The organism is Shewanella sp. 10N.286.51.B7 (genome assembly GCF_002873615.1).
Classification (GTDB): domain Bacteria; phylum Pseudomonadota; class Gammaproteobacteria; order Enterobacterales; family Shewanellaceae; genus Shewanella; species Shewanella electrodiphila.
In genome coordinates this window covers 25,367-39,957 of record NZ_MCUF01000053.1, presented here as the reverse complement: position 1 = coordinate 39,957, position 14,591 = coordinate 25,367, and the positions used below count along the sequence as shown (strand labels likewise).

Genomic DNA, 14,591 nt, shown 5'->3' with positions numbered 1-14,591 from the left:
TATTTACAAGGGAGAAAGATTGTAGGAGCCCCTTGCTAGGTTACAAACTCGACTCTGTTCGTTTTCACCTGTGATGTACGCAGTAAAGATATTTTTTGGTCAAAAAAGGGAGCAATGCTCCCTTTATATTTGAATCAATGTTTGTATAAAAGCCATTTTATGTCGTGTTTATTTACAGCTTTTTATCACTCGATTTTTTATCTCTAGTAAGTGGTTCACTGACTGGCTTGACAAGAGGCTTATTGTTTTGTTGAGCACCTTGTTTGGCTTGTTCAGCGACTATCGTATCTTGTTTAGAGAACTCGCCATCATCAGACAATACAATGCCTTTATGCTTCATGCGAGTGCTCCATAACTTACGAGCTAATTGTTGCATATCAGTGACGGGGTCATTGGAGTCGACAATCTCCAAGCCTAGTAAGGATTCAACAATATCTTCTAAGGTAACAATACCTTCACCAGAACCATATTCATCAACAATCATGGCAATTTTGGTATTGCGCTTAATCATTAATTCGAAAATCGGTAATATCTTAGCCGTCTCAGGTATCACTAGCAGGTTCTTTTTCAATACACCGATAGATTCCTTAGGCGTATATCGTTCTGCTTGGATGATATTATTACGGTTAACGTAGCCGATAATATTATCTGGGTCATCCTGATATACCGGAATTCGGGTAAAAGGCTTAGCTAAGAATTGCGTGACAAATTCACCTTGAGATAAATGTATCGGTAATTTGAACATCACAGTTCTTGGGGTCATGATTGCAGATACTGGCATTTCTTTCACTGACAGCATTTGCGTTAAAATCGCAGATTCTTGCTTGTCTAGCTCACCTGATTGGCGGCCAATTTCTGCCATCGCACTCATTTCTTGACGGATATATTGTCCTTCGTCGCCTTTACCCATTAACTTTGTCACTTGTGATGACATCCAAATTAACGGTTTAGTGGCTCTTTCCATCCACACTAAAATGAGCGAAACCGGAGAGGCTAAAGAGCGCCAATAGTTTGCACCTAATGTTTTCGGAATAATTTCAGAAAAGAATAAAATCAAGAAGGTAAGCACACCAGAGAATACGCCGAGCATTTCATCACCAAAAACTTTTGCTGCCTGTGCGCCTGCTACTGCAGCGCCGACGGTGTGAGCTATGGTGTTTAATGTCAGAATAGAAACCAGTGGTGATTCCACATTTTGTTTCTGTTTATCAAGCCGTTTTGCAGCTTTTGGATTAGTTTTTGCCAAGTTGGCAATGTAACTAGGGGTAACAGACAGTAATACCGCTTCAAAAACACTACAAAGAAATGAGATTGCAATGGCGATAAATACTATAATGATAAGAGTTATCATAAAGGTGGAATTACACCTCCATATGGCAGACCAATATTAGTCCACAGAAATTTTAGCACAGTCGTGAAAGTATCAAAGCTTTAATGCAGTGACACTGGCGAAATTTTGTAAGGATCTGTATAATTCGCCGCCCGCTAGCAGGTTTTAGGTTTTTTGAGGTTAGACAACATGAGTGAAAAAAAGATCAATTTATTGGATCTTGATCGAAAGGCAATGAGAGCGTTATTCACCGAAATGGGCGAAAAACCGTTCCGTGCTGATCAATTGATGAAATGGCTTTATCACTTTGGTGTTAGCGACTTCGAAGAAATGAACAACATTAACAAAGCATTACGCGCTAAATTATCGCGTAAGTGTGAAGTGGTTGCGCCAGAAATTGCCAGTTTCCAAAAGTCAGATGATGGCACGATTAAGTTCGCTATTAATGTAGGCCAAGGCCAAGAAGTTGAAACGGTTTATATACCTGAAGAAGACAGAGCGACTTTGTGTGTATCATCGCAAGTAGGCTGTGCACTAGAATGTACTTTCTGTTCAACAGGTCAGCAAGGCTTCAACCGTAACTTGACCGTGGCTGAAATCATCGGCCAAGTTTGGCGTGTATCAGAATTTTTAGGTTTCCATAAAGATACCGGTGACCGTCCTATCACTAACGTTGTGATGATGGGCATGGGTGAGCCGTTATTGAATTTAGCCAACGTCATCCCTGCGATGGACATCATGCTGGATGATTTTGGTTTTAGCTTATCAAAACGCCGGGTAACATTATCAACTTCAGGTGTGGTACCCGCGCTTGATAAGTTAGGTGATGCGATAGATGTTGCACTTGCAGTAAGTATTCATGCACCAAATGATGAATTGCGTGATGTGTTAGTGCCAGTGAATAAGAAGTACCCATTAGAAGAGTTTCTTGCGGGTATTCGTCGCTACTTAACCAAGTCAAATGCCAACCGTGGTCGCGTGACCGTAGAATATGTCATGCTAGATCATATCAACGACAGCACAGACCAAGCACATGAGCTGGCTAAGTTGATGAAAGATACACCGTGTAAAATTAACTTAATTCCATTTAACCCTTACCCTGGGTCACCATATGGTCGTTCTTCTAATTCTAGGATTGACCGTTTCTCGAAAGTATTGATGGAATATGGGTTAACCGTAATTGTACGTAAGACTCGCGGAGACGATATTGATGCTGCTTGCGGTCAATTAGCGGGTGATATTCGTGACCGAACTAAACGTATGGCGAAAAAACGCATGCAAGAAAGTGCTATTTCGGTCACAATGGATTAACTCTTTGTTTGTATAGATTAATAGGCGTAAGAAGTATGCACGGATTGCCGAAGTTTTTATTTATTGTTGCCTTATCATTACCTTTAGTGGGTTGTGTTACAGAAAGAACGTATAGTGGTACAGATATTCCAGTTTCTGAAAGGACATTGGATAAAACTTCAGCTGCGAAAGAAAGAATGCAGCTTGGTTTGACCTATTTAAAACGTGGCAACATGGAACAGGCAAAGTTTAATTTGAATCGTGCAGTTGATTATGCACCGCAATTAAGCGCAGTGCATACCGCTATGGCTTATTACTATCAAACCGTTGATGATGTAGTACGCGCAGAAGAATCTTATCGCAAAGCTATTAACACCAGCGATGCTACGGGTGATGCGATGAACAACTTTGGCGTGTTTTTATGTCAACAAGATAAATTCAGTCAAGCCGAAGTCATGTTTAAAAATGCGATTGAAGCAAAAGAATATACCCGCACCGCATCAAGCTATGAAAATTTAGGTGTGTGCAGTCTTTCTGCTGGTGAACCTGAAAAGGCTAAGCAGTACTTTGAAAGTGCATTGCGTTACGATCCAAGAAGACAATCTACATTGATGGAGCTGATTGATTTAGCTATCGCAGAAAGTGATTATGATGCGGCTAAAACCAATTTACAGCGGTTTCATCGTGTGGCGCAGCAAACGCCTGAAAGTTTAGCTTTAGGAATTAAAATATCGCGTGAGTTAGCAGATGATGAAGCGCTTCAACGCTATGGCATTACGTTAATCGCCAAATATCCTGCTTCAGAACAAGCGAAAGAATACAGGGCTACTTTGCATTAATGACAAATAATAAAAACGAAAACACCCATACAGATGGGAATGATGCTGACCAAATTGACTTACTAGAAGAAGTCTCAACCGCTGGGATGCTGTTACGGACAGCGCGTGAAGCAAAAGGCTTATCAGTTGAAGCCGTAGCAACACAGCTACATTTACGTCCTGGCATCATTGAAGATATTGAAAACGATAACTTTGATAATATTGCATCGGCAACTTATGCGCGCGGCTATGCAAAAAATTATGCCAAATACGTTGAGGCAGATGCTAATGCTTTGCAGCAATGTCTTGCCCAACAATTACCAGACGAAACAGCGGCAATGCAAAGTTTTTCTCGTAAGACGACTCGTGAAGCTCGTGATAGTCGTTTAACGATAGTAACTTACTTAATCATTTTCGCATTACTCGCACTGTTAGTGGTTTGGTGGGTACAAAAAGATTCATTACTCAGTGGGATTGATTTATCAAAACCTACCGCTGAAGAAGTTGCTGCGGCAAGTGTCACTGAGGTAAATCAAACTGAAGATTTATTAGAGCCAGAAATTGACCCTAAACTGGCTTATGTGGAACCGTCAGCGAATGAATCTGATATAGAGAACAATATTCAAGCTTTGACAACCTCCTTGGATAATGCGCAAGACAATGTCGCCGAGACTTTGCAATCTGCCAGTGCATTAACTTCTGACGCAGCAACTGAGCTTGCCAATGAACCTGTAGTTTCAAATGAACTTGTGATTTCAAATGAAACTGATGCACTAGCTGCAAATGACGCATTGAGCATGAGTTTTACAGCTGATTGTTGGGTTAACGTGGTTGATGCAACCGGTAAAACACTGGTTGATGGCGTTAAAGGTTCAAGCAGAATTGTTGAAGCTAAAGGCGTTGCACCGTTCAAGCTTATTTTAGGTGCCCCGCAAGTTGTAACGATTAAATTTAATGGCGAAGACATCAGTTTAGCTGATTTCTCCGAAGGCCGTGTGGCTAGGTTAACCTTACCTAGAGTGTAATGTTAATTGTAATTAAGTAAGCAGTAGAGCAACAGATTATGTATAACGAATCTCCTATTATTCGCCGCCCTTCAAGCCGTATTTATGTTGGCGATGTTCCTATCGGTGATGGTGCGCCTATCGCAGTTCAGTCGATGACGAACACCAAAACGACTGACGTTGAAGCGACTGTGGCACAAATTCGTGCACTTGAAAAAGTAGGTGCAGACATTGTGCGTGTCTCAGTTCCTACAATGGATGCAGCTGAAGCATTTAAGTTGATTAAACAAAGTGTCAATGTTCCGCTTGTTGCAGACATTCACTTTGATTACCGAATCGCACTTAAAGTGGCTGAATATGGGGTTGATTGTTTACGTATTAACCCTGGCAATATCGGTAACGAAGAACGCATTCGTAACGTTGTGGAATGTGCGCGTGATAAAAACATTCCAATTCGCATAGGGGTAAACGGTGGTTCATTAGAAAAAGATCTAATGGATAAATACCATGAGCCGACACCTGAAGCTTTACTTGAATCAGCAATGCGCCATGTGGATATTTTAGACCGTCTTAATTTTGACCAGTTTAAAGTCAGCGTAAAAGCCTCTGATGTGTTTTTAGCGGTTGAGTCATATCGTTTACTGGCCAAACAAATCAAACAGCCATTGCATTTAGGCATAACCGAAGCGGGCGGAGCGCGTGCGGGTTCGGTTAAATCTGCAGTTGGTTTAGGCATGTTACTGGCTGAAGGTATTGGTGATACTTTACGTATTTCGTTAGCAGCGGATCCTGTTGAAGAAATTAAAGTGGGCTTTGATATCTTAAAGTCGCTACGTATCAGAAGCCGTGGCATTAACTTCATTGCGTGTCCATCATGTTCTCGTCAAGAGTTTGATGTGATCAATACTGTTAATGCACTTGAAATGCGCCTTGAAGACATTACCACAGCAATGGATGTTTCTATCATTGGCTGTGTGGTAAATGGCCCTGGTGAAGCATTAGTTTCAGATATTGGTTTAACCGGTAGCCATGGTAAAAGTGGTTATTATGATGACGGGAAACGTCAAAAAGAGCGCTTTGATAACAATGATTTAGTGGATTCGTTAGAAGCTAAGATTCGTGCGAAAGCAGCGATAATGCAAAACAGAATCGATATTAAAGACGCAACAGAATAAGTTTGTTTTAGACAACAATTACACCTTACCAGCGATGGTAGGTGTTTTTTTGTGTAAGGCATGTAGATTAATTTAAGTCCTCGGTCATCGATTTTAAATCGAACAAAACGATTTTATTTTGAACACGATACGACGGCGAGTTAACACAAGTAGGCAAAACGTGGCTAAACAGATCCAAGCAATTCGCGGAATGAATGACATTCTGCCAACGCAAAGCCCATTATGGCAAAAAGTAGAATCGGTTATCCGTTCTACTGTGAGCGCATACGGCTATAGCGAAATTCGTACTCCGATTGTTGAATCAACCGATCTTTTTAAACGTTCAATCGGTGAAGTGACCGATATCGTTGAAAAAGAAATGTACACCTTTGCAGATCGTAACGAAGACAGCTTAACCTTACGTCCAGAAGGTACAGCTTCTACCGTACGCGCTGGTAATGAACATGGCTTACTTTATAACCAAGAGCAGCGTTTATGGTACATGGGCCCTATGTTCCGCCATGAACGTCCTCAAAAAGGTCGTTACCGTCAATTCCACCAGTTTGGTGTTGAAGTGTACGGCATTCCAAGTGCAGACATTGACGCTGAAGTATTAATGCTTTCAGCGCGTCTTTGGGAATCATTTGGGATTACTGAACACGTTAAGTTAGAGCTAAATACGTTAGGCGATCCAGCTGAGCGCGCGGCCTACCGTGATGCACTGATTGCGTTTCTTGAGCAACATAAAGAACAATTAGATGAAGACTCACAGCGTCGTATGTACTCAAATCCGCTGCGTGTATTAGATTCAAAATCACCACAAGTTCAAGCTTTGTTAGCCGATGCGCCAGCATTGATGGAGTACTTAGGTGAAGAGTCGAAAACACATTTTTCAACCTTATGTGAACTCTTAGACGCTGTTGGAATCCAATACACAGTTAATCCTCGCCTTGTTCGTGGATTAGATTACTATAACCGCACTGTTTTCGAGTGGGTGACGGATAGCTTAGGCTCTCAAGGCACTGTTTTAGCAGGTGGTCGTTATGATGGACTCGTCGGCCAATTAGGCGGTAAAGATACGCCAGCAGTTGGTTTTGCAATGGGTCTTGAACGTATTGTATTACTGCTAGAAACCCTTGAACTAAACAAAGATGTTGCCCCAGTTGTTGACGTTTATGTCACAGCAATGGGTGAAAACTGTTTAGTTGAAGCAATTAAAATTGCACAAGAGTTGCGTCAAAGCCTGCCACAGCTTAAAGTCATGAGTCATTGTGGTGGCGGTAACTTTAAAAAGCAGATGAAGCGTGCTGATAAAAGTGGTGCTGAGTATGCATTAATCATTGGTGAGAACGAAATTGAGAACCAACAGGTTGCAGTTAAGCCATTGAGAAATAAGAACGAACAACTTTTGGTTGCCCGAGACGATTTGGCGACCACGATTAAATCATTATTTTAATATTAGCCGATAGCTAATAAACAGAACTGAATAGAAAGGGGAAGTGCGCGTGGATATTTATAGCACAGAAGAACAACAAGTAGATGCTATTAAGCAGTTCTGGAAAGATTACGGCAGCTCAATCATTGTAGGTGCGGTAGTAGGTCTAGGTGGATTATACGGTTGGAATTACTATTCTGACGTAAAAATTGAAAATGCTGAAGCAGCGTCTGAAGCATTCCAAAGCATTACTGCTAATAGTACAGACAGCACAGCTGTGATGGCTGCAGTAAGCGATTTTGGTCAGCAACATGATCAACAAGGTTATCAAGCATTGCTTGAACTAATGTCTGCTAAAGCGGCTGTTGAAGCTGGTGAGCTAGATAAAGCTGAAGCAGCCTTCACTAAAATTATTGCAGCTAACCCAGGTGCTTCACTAGCATCTTTAGCAACGATACGTTTATCACGTGTTCAAGCTGAGCAAGGTAACTTAGGCACTGCATTAGCAACTTTAGAACAAGTGAATGATGAAGCGTTCAATGCGCAACGTGACGAGTTAAAAGGCGACTTCTTAGTGCGTCAAGGCGACATGGATAAAGCAAGATCTGCTTATCAAGCAGCGGTAGATAATGGCGGCACGTTATCAAGCCCTGCTCTACAAATGAAGCTAGACAATTTAAACAAGGCATAAGGAATTAGCCGAATGAAGTCTTTATGCAAAACCTTGCTAGCTGCGGGCTTAAGTGTCGCTATGCTATCTGCTTGTTCTTCAAGCGATAATGAAGAAGAAGTTGTAACAGAACTAACTGAAATCCAAGCAACAGTATTTCCTGAGGTAAATTGGGAAGTCAGCGTAGGCAATGGTGTGGGTGATTACTACTCACAACTTAAACCTGCTGTTTTTTATGGTCACGTCTATGTGGCTGATCGTAACGGTACTGTTATCGCGTACGATCAAGAAACAGGCAAGGTCGCTTGGCGTAAAGATTTAGCGTCAGAATTTAAAGATACTGCGCTAGCTAATACCAGACAAGCCCGTATTGCTGCAGGCGTAACCGTTGGCCGTAATAAAGTCTTTATTGGTGGCGAGTCAGGATTGCTTGTAGCGCTTGATGCTAAAACCGGTGAAACGGCTTGGCATGCTATTGCAAGCGGCGAATTATTATCATTGCCAACAGTGTCTGAAGATTCAGTCGCTGTGCATACCAGTGATGGTAACTTTGAGTCATTTTCAATTGAAGATGGCAGCAAGTTATGGACTCATGAAATGCAACTGCCAAACCTAACCCTTCGCGGTACAGGTTCAGCGGCATATGACTCAGGCGGTTTCTTCTTAGGGACTGCTGATGGTAAAATATCAGTTATTGTTAAAAATAACGGTCAAGTGGCTTGGGAACAAGCTGTGTTTACTCCAACTGGCGGTAACGAGTTTACTCGTATGGCTGATGTGGATATGACACCGTTAATTTTGGGCGATAATTTATACGCGGTAAGTTACAATGGTAACTTGGTGTCAATGGAGCTTAGAACGGGTCGTGTTGTTTGGACACGTAAGTACTCAAGCTTTAATGAACTCGCCGCAGCAGGGGTTGGACTTTATGTCGTTGATGACCATAGTCGTATTTACTCAGTAGATAGACGAAATGGTCTAGAACTTTGGAGTAATACTACGTTAACAAACCGTGGTTTAACTTCTCCTGCAGTTATTGGTTCTTATATTGTTGTAGGTGACTTTGAAGGTTATCTGCACTTTATCGATCGCAGCACTGGCGAAGTCGCTGGTCGAGTTGAGGTTGATAGTGATGGTTTATTCTCGCAGCCGGTAGTGGCTGGAGACAAAGTTTATGTGCAAGGTCGCAGCGGGAAGCTAGCTACTGTAATCCTGCCATAAATTAACCAGTAAACCTTATTAGAGCCCCTGGAAGTGTGTTCCGGGGGCTTTTTATTTAAAAGTTTTTAGAGGCAAAATCATGATCCCTGTAGTGGCCCTGGTGGGGCGACCTAATGTTGGTAAGTCAACTTTATTCAACCGTCTTACTCGCACAAGAGATGCGCTTGTCGCCGATTTTCCTGGTTTAACACGTGACCGTAAATATGGTCGTGCGTTTTTATCTGGTTACGAATTTATTGTGGTTGATACTGGTGGTATCGATGGCACTGAAGAAGGGATCGAAACCAAAATGGCTGAACAGTCGCTTGCTGCGATTGAAGAAGCTGATGTCGTATTATTCTTAACTGATGCGCGCGCAGGTCTTACTTCTGCTGACTTAGCGATTTCAGAACATTTACGTAGCCGTGATAAAACCACCTTTGTTGTTGCCAACAAAGTTGATGGTATTGACGCTGATTCAGCTTGCGCTGAGTTTTGGTCGCTGGGTTTAGGTGAAGTTTATCAAATGGCAGCAGCGCAAGGCCGCGGCGTGACCAATATGATTGAATATTCACTGGCTCCTTATGCTGAAGCTATGGGTATTACTCGTCAAGATGCTGATGAAGACGGTGAAGAAGTTCGTGAATACACCGAAGAAGAAGCCGAAGCGGAGCAAGAGCGTCTACAAAACTTACCGATTAAACTTGCGATTATTGGCAAGCCTAACGTGGGTAAATCAACGCTGACTAACCGTATTTTAGGTGAAGAACGTGTTGTGGTTTACGATGCACCGGGTACAACTCGTGACAGCATTTACATTCCAATGGAACGTGAAGGTCGTGAGTATGTGTTGATCGATACAGCTGGTGTTCGTCGCCGTGCAAAAGTACATGAAGTTATCGAGAAGTTCTCGGTGATTAAAACGTTGAAAGCGGTTGAAGATTCTAACGTAGTATTGTTAGTGATTGATGCGCAAGATGGTATCTCTGAGCAAGATTTAGGTTTATTAGGTTTTGCATTGAATGCGGGCCGCGCAATCGTCATTGCTGTGAATAAATGGGATGGCCTTGACCAGTCATTTAAAGAAAGTGTTAAGAGTGAATTAGATCGCCGTTTAGGCTTTATTGATTTCGCCCGTATTCACTTTATTTCAGCATTACACGGAACTGGTGTTGGTCACTTGTACGAATCTATTGAAGAAGCCTATGACAGTGCGACACGTCGTGTGAGTACGTCAATGCTGACGCGTATTATGCAAATGTCACAAGATGATCATCAGCCACCATTAGTACATGGTCGCCGTGTTAAGCTTAAATATGCTCATGCTGGTGGTTACAATCCGCCAATCGTTGTCGTGCATGGTAACCAGGTGAGTAAGTTACCTGACTCATACAAACGTTACATGATGAACTACTTCCGTCGTTCATTGAAAGTTGTGGGTACGCCAATTCAAATGCGCTTTCAAGAGGGAGCTAATCCATTTGAAGGCCGCCATGAAAAGCTAACCATTAGTCAAGAGCGTCGCCGTAAACGCGCAATGAGCCACATTAATAGCCGCAAAAAATAAATTATTTTCTGTGAGTTAAGCAAAACCTGAATGACTGCAAAGTGATTCAGGTTTTTTTATGTCTCTGATTTACTGGTGTTTGAACTGAGGAGTTTGAACCGAGGTTATTGACAGTTAATGGTTTGGTAAGGTGAAACTTGAAATGATCTAGCATAAGCGAATGTTAAGTTTTACCACTTATAGTCATAATTCACTTTCAATCACTGAGGTTTTTATGAGTACTCGCCGCCATTTTCCTGCTATCCATCGTCTTTTGCATTGGGGGCTTGCGCTGTCAATGTTGGTGATGCTGTTAACCATCTTACTGCGTTTAGGCTGGATGGAAAAAAATCATATGGCTGAGATGATCCAGCAAGGATTATTGCAGCTTGATTTACTTATCAGTGATAAACAAGCCGTCATTATTGCTAAAAGCATTCGTAATGTGATGTTTAAGTGGCATCTTTATTTTGGCTATGCGGTGGCTGTTTTTGTGTCGCTGCGGTTTATCTACATGGCAAAATGCGGCTTACAATACCCTAGCGCACTCAGTAAACAGGCTAGCGGCCGTGAAAAATTTCAAGCGTGGGTATATTGGCTATTTTATCTGGGTATTGCGTTATCGGTCTCCACAGGCTTGTTGATTGAATTTGGGCCAGAGTCAATTGAACACCAAGCTGAAACCGTGCATAAACTTGCCTTGTGGTATTTTATTCCGTTTATCAGTTTGCATTTGGCCGGAATAATACTGGCCGAATTTACCCACGATAAGGGCTTAGTCTCGAGAATCATCGGCGGGTAAACACAGTCACCAGTTGTGTTGAACTAAGCCTATTGAGCAGCGTATCAGCGGTTGTTCTAGCTATTGCTTCAAGACCGCGTCATGGCGTTAGTGCTAGCGCGGTGATTATTAGTCCTCATTAACCAACTCTTGTTCGCTATCCTATACTCGTCAGACCTTGTTAACGGGTTAATCTTTACCTATTTAACTCTCCAACTTAACACTCTGTTAAACTAACTCGTCACAATGCTTAATAAAACCTTAAGATTGAAGATTTAACTTAGATGATATTGAATCATTAAAAATTAGTCATTCATGACTCCTCAAAAATTAAAACTAACAAAGCGAGACTCCATGAAGCGATCATTACTAGCGAGTTTGTTACTCACATTGGCCTTTAGCGGCCCATTATTTGCCGCGCCTTCACTTGAGCATACTGTACTCACCAAAGATGGCACCGAAACTAGCTTGAAAGAGTTTGCTGGCAAGGTGGTGTATGTGGATTTTTGGGCATCATGGTGCGGTCCATGTCGAAAGTCTTTTCCTTGGATGAACCAGATGCAGGCCAAATACCAGCAGCAAGGCTTTGAAGTGGTTGCTATCAATCTTGATGTTGATACTGAGTTAGCCCATGAGTTCCTCACTAAAATCCCCGCTAATTTTAATTTACGCTTTAATCCAGAAGGGGATGTGGCAAGGGAGTTTGATTTACCTGGTATGCCAAGTAGCTATTTATTTAACCGCCAAGGTGAATTAGTTCAGCGTCATGTTGGTTTTTTTGACAAGAATAAGCCTGCTTACGAGCAAGAAATTCAACTGTTGTTAAAGGAGTAAAACGATGAAAAAATCGAGTTTTAAGCAATATATTAAGCTGTTATTGGCCTTGTCGATTATCAGCAGTTTAGCGGGCTGTTCGAGTTTAGGTGTAGAGCCGTGGGAGAAGGATCAATTTGCCCGCGCTGATATGGCACTTAATAATGAAAAGTTAGATTTAGCATTGGATGACCATATTTACTTCAGTAAAGAAGGCACCAGTGGCGGACGCTCATTAGCTGGCGGAGGTTGTGGATGCAACTAACTTCGAAACTAACGCCGAAACAAAGCATCGCTAGCGCTTTGGCCATGGCTAGCTGCAGTTTGTTGTCACAACAAGCCAACGCACAAGAGCCGGTACCGGCAAATGATGATTGGAAGGTCGATGCCGCCATTATGTATTACGGTGAGCAAGATCGTGTACAAGCCGTTGAAGCTATTGGTAATGTGCAAAAAGCCTTTGGCGAAGATTCGCTGCTAGATATGAAAATCGTTGTCGACAGCTTAACCGGCGCTTCAGCCTCTGGCGCTGTAGCACAATCCATCAGCCAAACCTTTACTCGACCTTCAGGTAAGGGAGAGTATACGGTCGCCCCAGGTGAAACGCCCCTTGATGATACGTTCCAAGATACCCGGGTGCAGTTAAGTGCCAATTGGCAGGAAATTTTAAATCCTGACTGGACGGTTAACTTAGGTGTTTATGGTTCTAAAGAATATGATTATTTATCATTAGGCTTAAATGCGGGGGTGGAGCGCAGTTTTAACAAAAACAACACCACCCTTGCCTTATCGGGTGCCTATACGAATGATACTGTTGATCCTGTGGGCGGTCGTCCTGTGGCATTATCAGAAATGGTATTTCGCGGTGATTATGATGGCGATGATGCCTTTCAAGCTGCATTTGACGCCACTCGATTAGACGGTGATGATACCAAGCAAACCGCTGATGTAATGCTAGGTGTGACCCAAATCTTGAATCGCAATTGGTTAATGCAAGCTAACTACGGCTTTTCAAGTGTGTCGGGTTATATGACCGATCCCTATAAAATTCTCAGTATGGTCGATGGTAATGGTGAGTCCCATGGTTATCGCTACGAAAACCGCCCAGACTCGCGCACTAAGCACAGTGTTTTCTTGTTAGCAAAAGGCGCATTGGACTCAGGGGTGATTGATTTCTCTTATCGCTACAATACTGATGACTGGGATATTCAAGCGCACACTTTAGAAACCCATTATCGCTATTACTTTACTCCAAGCTTATATGGCCAGCTGCATTTGCGTTATTACCAGCAGCAAGCTGCTGAGTTTTATCAGCCATTTTTGCGTACAGAAGCAGCATTACCTGAGTATGCCAGTGCGGATTATCGCATTGGTGACATGTCAGCATATACGGTAGGGCTTAAGTTTGGCCATCGCTTATCTGGCGGCCATGAACTGAGCTATCGTATTGAGTATTATCAGCAAAACCCTGAAAACAACGGCACAGATATCCCTGGTGAGTTAAATAATCAGGATTTATTTCCATCGGTGAAAGCAATCGTAGCTCAAATAAGCTATTCGTTTTAAATAAATAGTCTTAAGATAAATAAACGCAAAACATCAGAGTTATTGAAATTGTTAAATAAAGCCGCTGTTACATCACAAGCCGCTACATCTAAGGCCCCACAGGTCGCGACGCTTACACGTCGCCCTTGGGGCTTTTTAGGTTCATTTAGCGCCATGGCAAGTCCATGTGAAATGTTAATGCGACTAGATGATGAGAAGATTGCCCAGCAGATGTTAAATATCGCGGTGGCTGAAGCCAGTAGAATAGAGCGTAAATATAGCCGTTTTTTACAAGGTAATATTGTTTGGCAACTCAATAATGCCCAAGGGCAGGCGGTTAACATTGATGCTGAAACCGCACATTTACTGCAATTTGCCCAGCAATGTTATCAATTAAGTGACGGCGCTTTTGATATCAGCGCAGGTCCTTTAATGAAGTTGTGGCGCTTTGATGGTAGCCATCAAGTGCCACCAGCTAGTGCGATTAAATCGGCATTAAAGCTAGTGGATTTTAGCGCCATTGATTTTACTGACAGCAAATTGACTATGCCTGCAGCAATGAGTTTAGATTTTGGTGGCATAGGCAAAGAGTATGCGGTGGATAGTACAGCGCAATTACTCAGCAAGCGTTGGCCTGATATCTCTGTGTTAGTTAATTTTGGCGGCGATATTGCCTGTCCCATCCTTAACCCAGATGGCTGGCAAGTGGGGATTGAAAACCCGCAGCAATTGGATAATGCCGCGGCGCTGTTAACCATACGCCAAGGCGCATTAGCCACTAGCGGCACCACTCGGCGCTACATTGAAGTGGATCAAAAACGCTATGGCCACATTATTAATCCTCGAACAGGTTATCCTGTGGAGCAAGCGCCGCTTTCAGTGACGGTATTAGGGCCAAATAGCGTTACCGCGGGAATGCTATCGACCATGGCAATGTTAAAAGGCGCAGCTGCTGAAGCCTTTTTGAGTGGGCAAGGTGTTGACTTCAAAGTGTTTAGATAAGCT

14 protein-coding genes are annotated in these 14,591 nt (G+C 42.6%); 13 read left to right on the top strand and 1 reads right to left on the bottom strand.

The annotated features are described in order from the left end of the window. Window positions 1-172: 172 nt before the first annotated feature. Complete coding sequence (locus BCU84_RS14930; RefSeq protein WP_102528866.1) at window positions 173-1,351, bottom strand: CNNM domain-containing protein; 1,179 nt, start codon at window positions 1,349-1,351, stop codon at window positions 173-175. Window positions 1,352-1,519: 168 nt separating this feature from the next. On the opposite strand from BCU84_RS14930, the gene BCU84_RS14925 reads away from it, so the two are divergent. The 13 genes from BCU84_RS14925 to BCU84_RS14865 all read left to right on the top strand — a co-directional run bounded on the left by BCU84_RS14925 (window position 1,520) and on the right by BCU84_RS14865 (window position 14,588). Next, on the top strand, window positions 1,520-2,641 hold the full coding sequence (locus BCU84_RS14925; RefSeq protein WP_102528865.1) for a bifunctional tRNA (adenosine(37)-C2)-methyltransferase TrmG/ribosomal RNA large subunit methyltransferase RlmN: 1,122 nt from the start codon (window positions 1,520-1,522) through the stop codon (window positions 2,639-2,641). 35 nt (window positions 2,642-2,676) lie between these two features. Then, on the top strand, window positions 2,677-3,459 hold the full coding sequence (gene pilW / locus BCU84_RS14920) for a type IV pilus biogenesis/stability protein PilW (RefSeq protein ID WP_102528864.1): 783 nt from the start codon (window positions 2,677-2,679) through the stop codon (window positions 3,457-3,459). After that, window positions 3,459-4,463, top strand: a complete 1,005-nt coding sequence (locus tag BCU84_RS14915) for a RodZ domain-containing protein (RefSeq protein WP_102528863.1) — start codon at window positions 3,459-3,461, stop codon at window positions 4,461-4,463. The genes pilW and BCU84_RS14915 overlap by 1 nt, the downstream gene beginning before the upstream one ends. 38 nt (window positions 4,464-4,501) lie before the next feature. Continuing rightward, complete coding sequence (gene ispG, locus BCU84_RS14910; protein ID WP_102528862.1) at window positions 4,502-5,617, top strand: flavodoxin-dependent (E)-4-hydroxy-3-methylbut-2-enyl-diphosphate synthase; 1,116 nt, start codon at window positions 4,502-4,504, stop codon at window positions 5,615-5,617. 160 nt (window positions 5,618-5,777) lie between these two features. Continuing rightward, window positions 5,778-7,052 (top strand): histidine--tRNA ligase, encoded by a 1,275-nt coding sequence (hisS, locus tag BCU84_RS14905; RefSeq protein WP_102528861.1) that lies wholly within the window; start codon window positions 5,778-5,780, stop codon window positions 7,050-7,052. A 49-nt stretch (window positions 7,053-7,101) separates the two neighbouring features. Next, window positions 7,102-7,722 (top strand): tetratricopeptide repeat protein, encoded by a 621-nt coding sequence (locus BCU84_RS14900; RefSeq protein WP_102528860.1) that lies wholly within the window; start codon window positions 7,102-7,104, stop codon window positions 7,720-7,722. A gap of 12 nt (window positions 7,723-7,734) precedes the next feature. Continuing rightward, a complete protein-coding gene (gene bamB, locus BCU84_RS14895; RefSeq protein WP_102528859.1) occupies window positions 7,735-8,922 on the top strand; it encodes an outer membrane protein assembly factor BamB in 1,188 nt (395 codons plus the stop codon). 79 nt (window positions 8,923-9,001) lie between these two features. After that, on the top strand, window positions 9,002-10,468 hold the full coding sequence (gene der / locus BCU84_RS14890) for a ribosome biogenesis GTPase Der (protein WP_102528858.1): 1,467 nt from the start codon (window positions 9,002-9,004) through the stop codon (window positions 10,466-10,468). A gap of 214 nt (window positions 10,469-10,682) precedes the next feature. After that, complete coding sequence (locus BCU84_RS14885) at window positions 10,683-11,249, top strand: cytochrome b/b6 domain-containing protein (RefSeq protein WP_157936228.1); 567 nt, start codon at window positions 10,683-10,685, stop codon at window positions 11,247-11,249. Between the two features lie 333 nt (window positions 11,250-11,582). Then, complete coding sequence (locus BCU84_RS14880; RefSeq protein WP_102528856.1) at window positions 11,583-12,062, top strand: TlpA disulfide reductase family protein; 480 nt, start codon at window positions 11,583-11,585, stop codon at window positions 12,060-12,062. Between the two features lie 4 nt (window positions 12,063-12,066). After that, window positions 12,067-12,306, top strand: coding sequence for a DUF4266 domain-containing protein (locus BCU84_RS14875; protein ID WP_102440587.1), 240 nt, complete (start codon window positions 12,067-12,069; stop codon window positions 12,304-12,306). Beyond that, window positions 12,297-13,607 (top strand): DUF3570 domain-containing protein, encoded by a 1,311-nt coding sequence (locus tag BCU84_RS14870; protein WP_102528855.1) that lies wholly within the window; start codon window positions 12,297-12,299, stop codon window positions 13,605-13,607. Before BCU84_RS14875 ends, BCU84_RS14870 begins: the two co-directional genes overlap by 10 nt. Before the next feature lie 153 nt (window positions 13,608-13,760). Then, window positions 13,761-14,588, top strand: a complete 828-nt coding sequence (locus BCU84_RS14865; protein WP_102528854.1) for an FAD:protein FMN transferase — start codon at window positions 13,761-13,763, stop codon at window positions 14,586-14,588. Window positions 14,589-14,591 lie beyond the last annotated feature (3 nt).

What these genes read in the sequence shown, in the direction of transcription:
- BCU84_RS14930 (WP_102528866.1), bottom strand. Translation starts at nt 1,351, where the DNA reads ATGATAACTCTTATCATTATAGTATTTATCGCCATTGCAATCTCATTT.
- BCU84_RS14925 (WP_102528865.1), top strand. Translation starts at nt 1,520, where the DNA reads ATGAGTGAAAAAAAGATCAATTTATTGGATCTTGATCGAAAGGCAATG.
- pilW (WP_102528864.1), top strand. Translation starts at nt 2,677, where the DNA reads ATGCACGGATTGCCGAAGTTTTTATTTATTGTTGCCTTATCATTACCT.
- BCU84_RS14915 (WP_102528863.1), top strand. Translation starts at nt 3,459, where the DNA reads ATGACAAATAATAAAAACGAAAACACCCATACAGATGGGAATGATGCT.
- ispG (WP_102528862.1), top strand. Translation starts at nt 4,502, where the DNA reads ATGTATAACGAATCTCCTATTATTCGCCGCCCTTCAAGCCGTATTTAT.
- bamB (WP_102528859.1), top strand. Translation starts at nt 7,735, where the DNA reads ATGAAGTCTTTATGCAAAACCTTGCTAGCTGCGGGCTTAAGTGTCGCT.
- der (WP_102528858.1), top strand. Translation starts at nt 9,002, where the DNA reads ATGATCCCTGTAGTGGCCCTGGTGGGGCGACCTAATGTTGGTAAGTCA.
- BCU84_RS14885 (WP_157936228.1), top strand. Translation starts at nt 10,683, where the DNA reads ATGAGTACTCGCCGCCATTTTCCTGCTATCCATCGTCTTTTGCATTGG.
- BCU84_RS14880 (WP_102528856.1), top strand. Translation starts at nt 11,583, where the DNA reads ATGAAGCGATCATTACTAGCGAGTTTGTTACTCACATTGGCCTTTAGC.
- BCU84_RS14875 (WP_102440587.1), top strand. Translation starts at nt 12,067, where the DNA reads ATGAAAAAATCGAGTTTTAAGCAATATATTAAGCTGTTATTGGCCTTG.
- BCU84_RS14870 (WP_102528855.1), top strand. Translation starts at nt 12,297, where the DNA reads ATGCAACTAACTTCGAAACTAACGCCGAAACAAAGCATCGCTAGCGCT.
- BCU84_RS14865 (WP_102528854.1), top strand. Translation starts at nt 13,761, where the DNA reads ATGGCAAGTCCATGTGAAATGTTAATGCGACTAGATGATGAGAAGATT.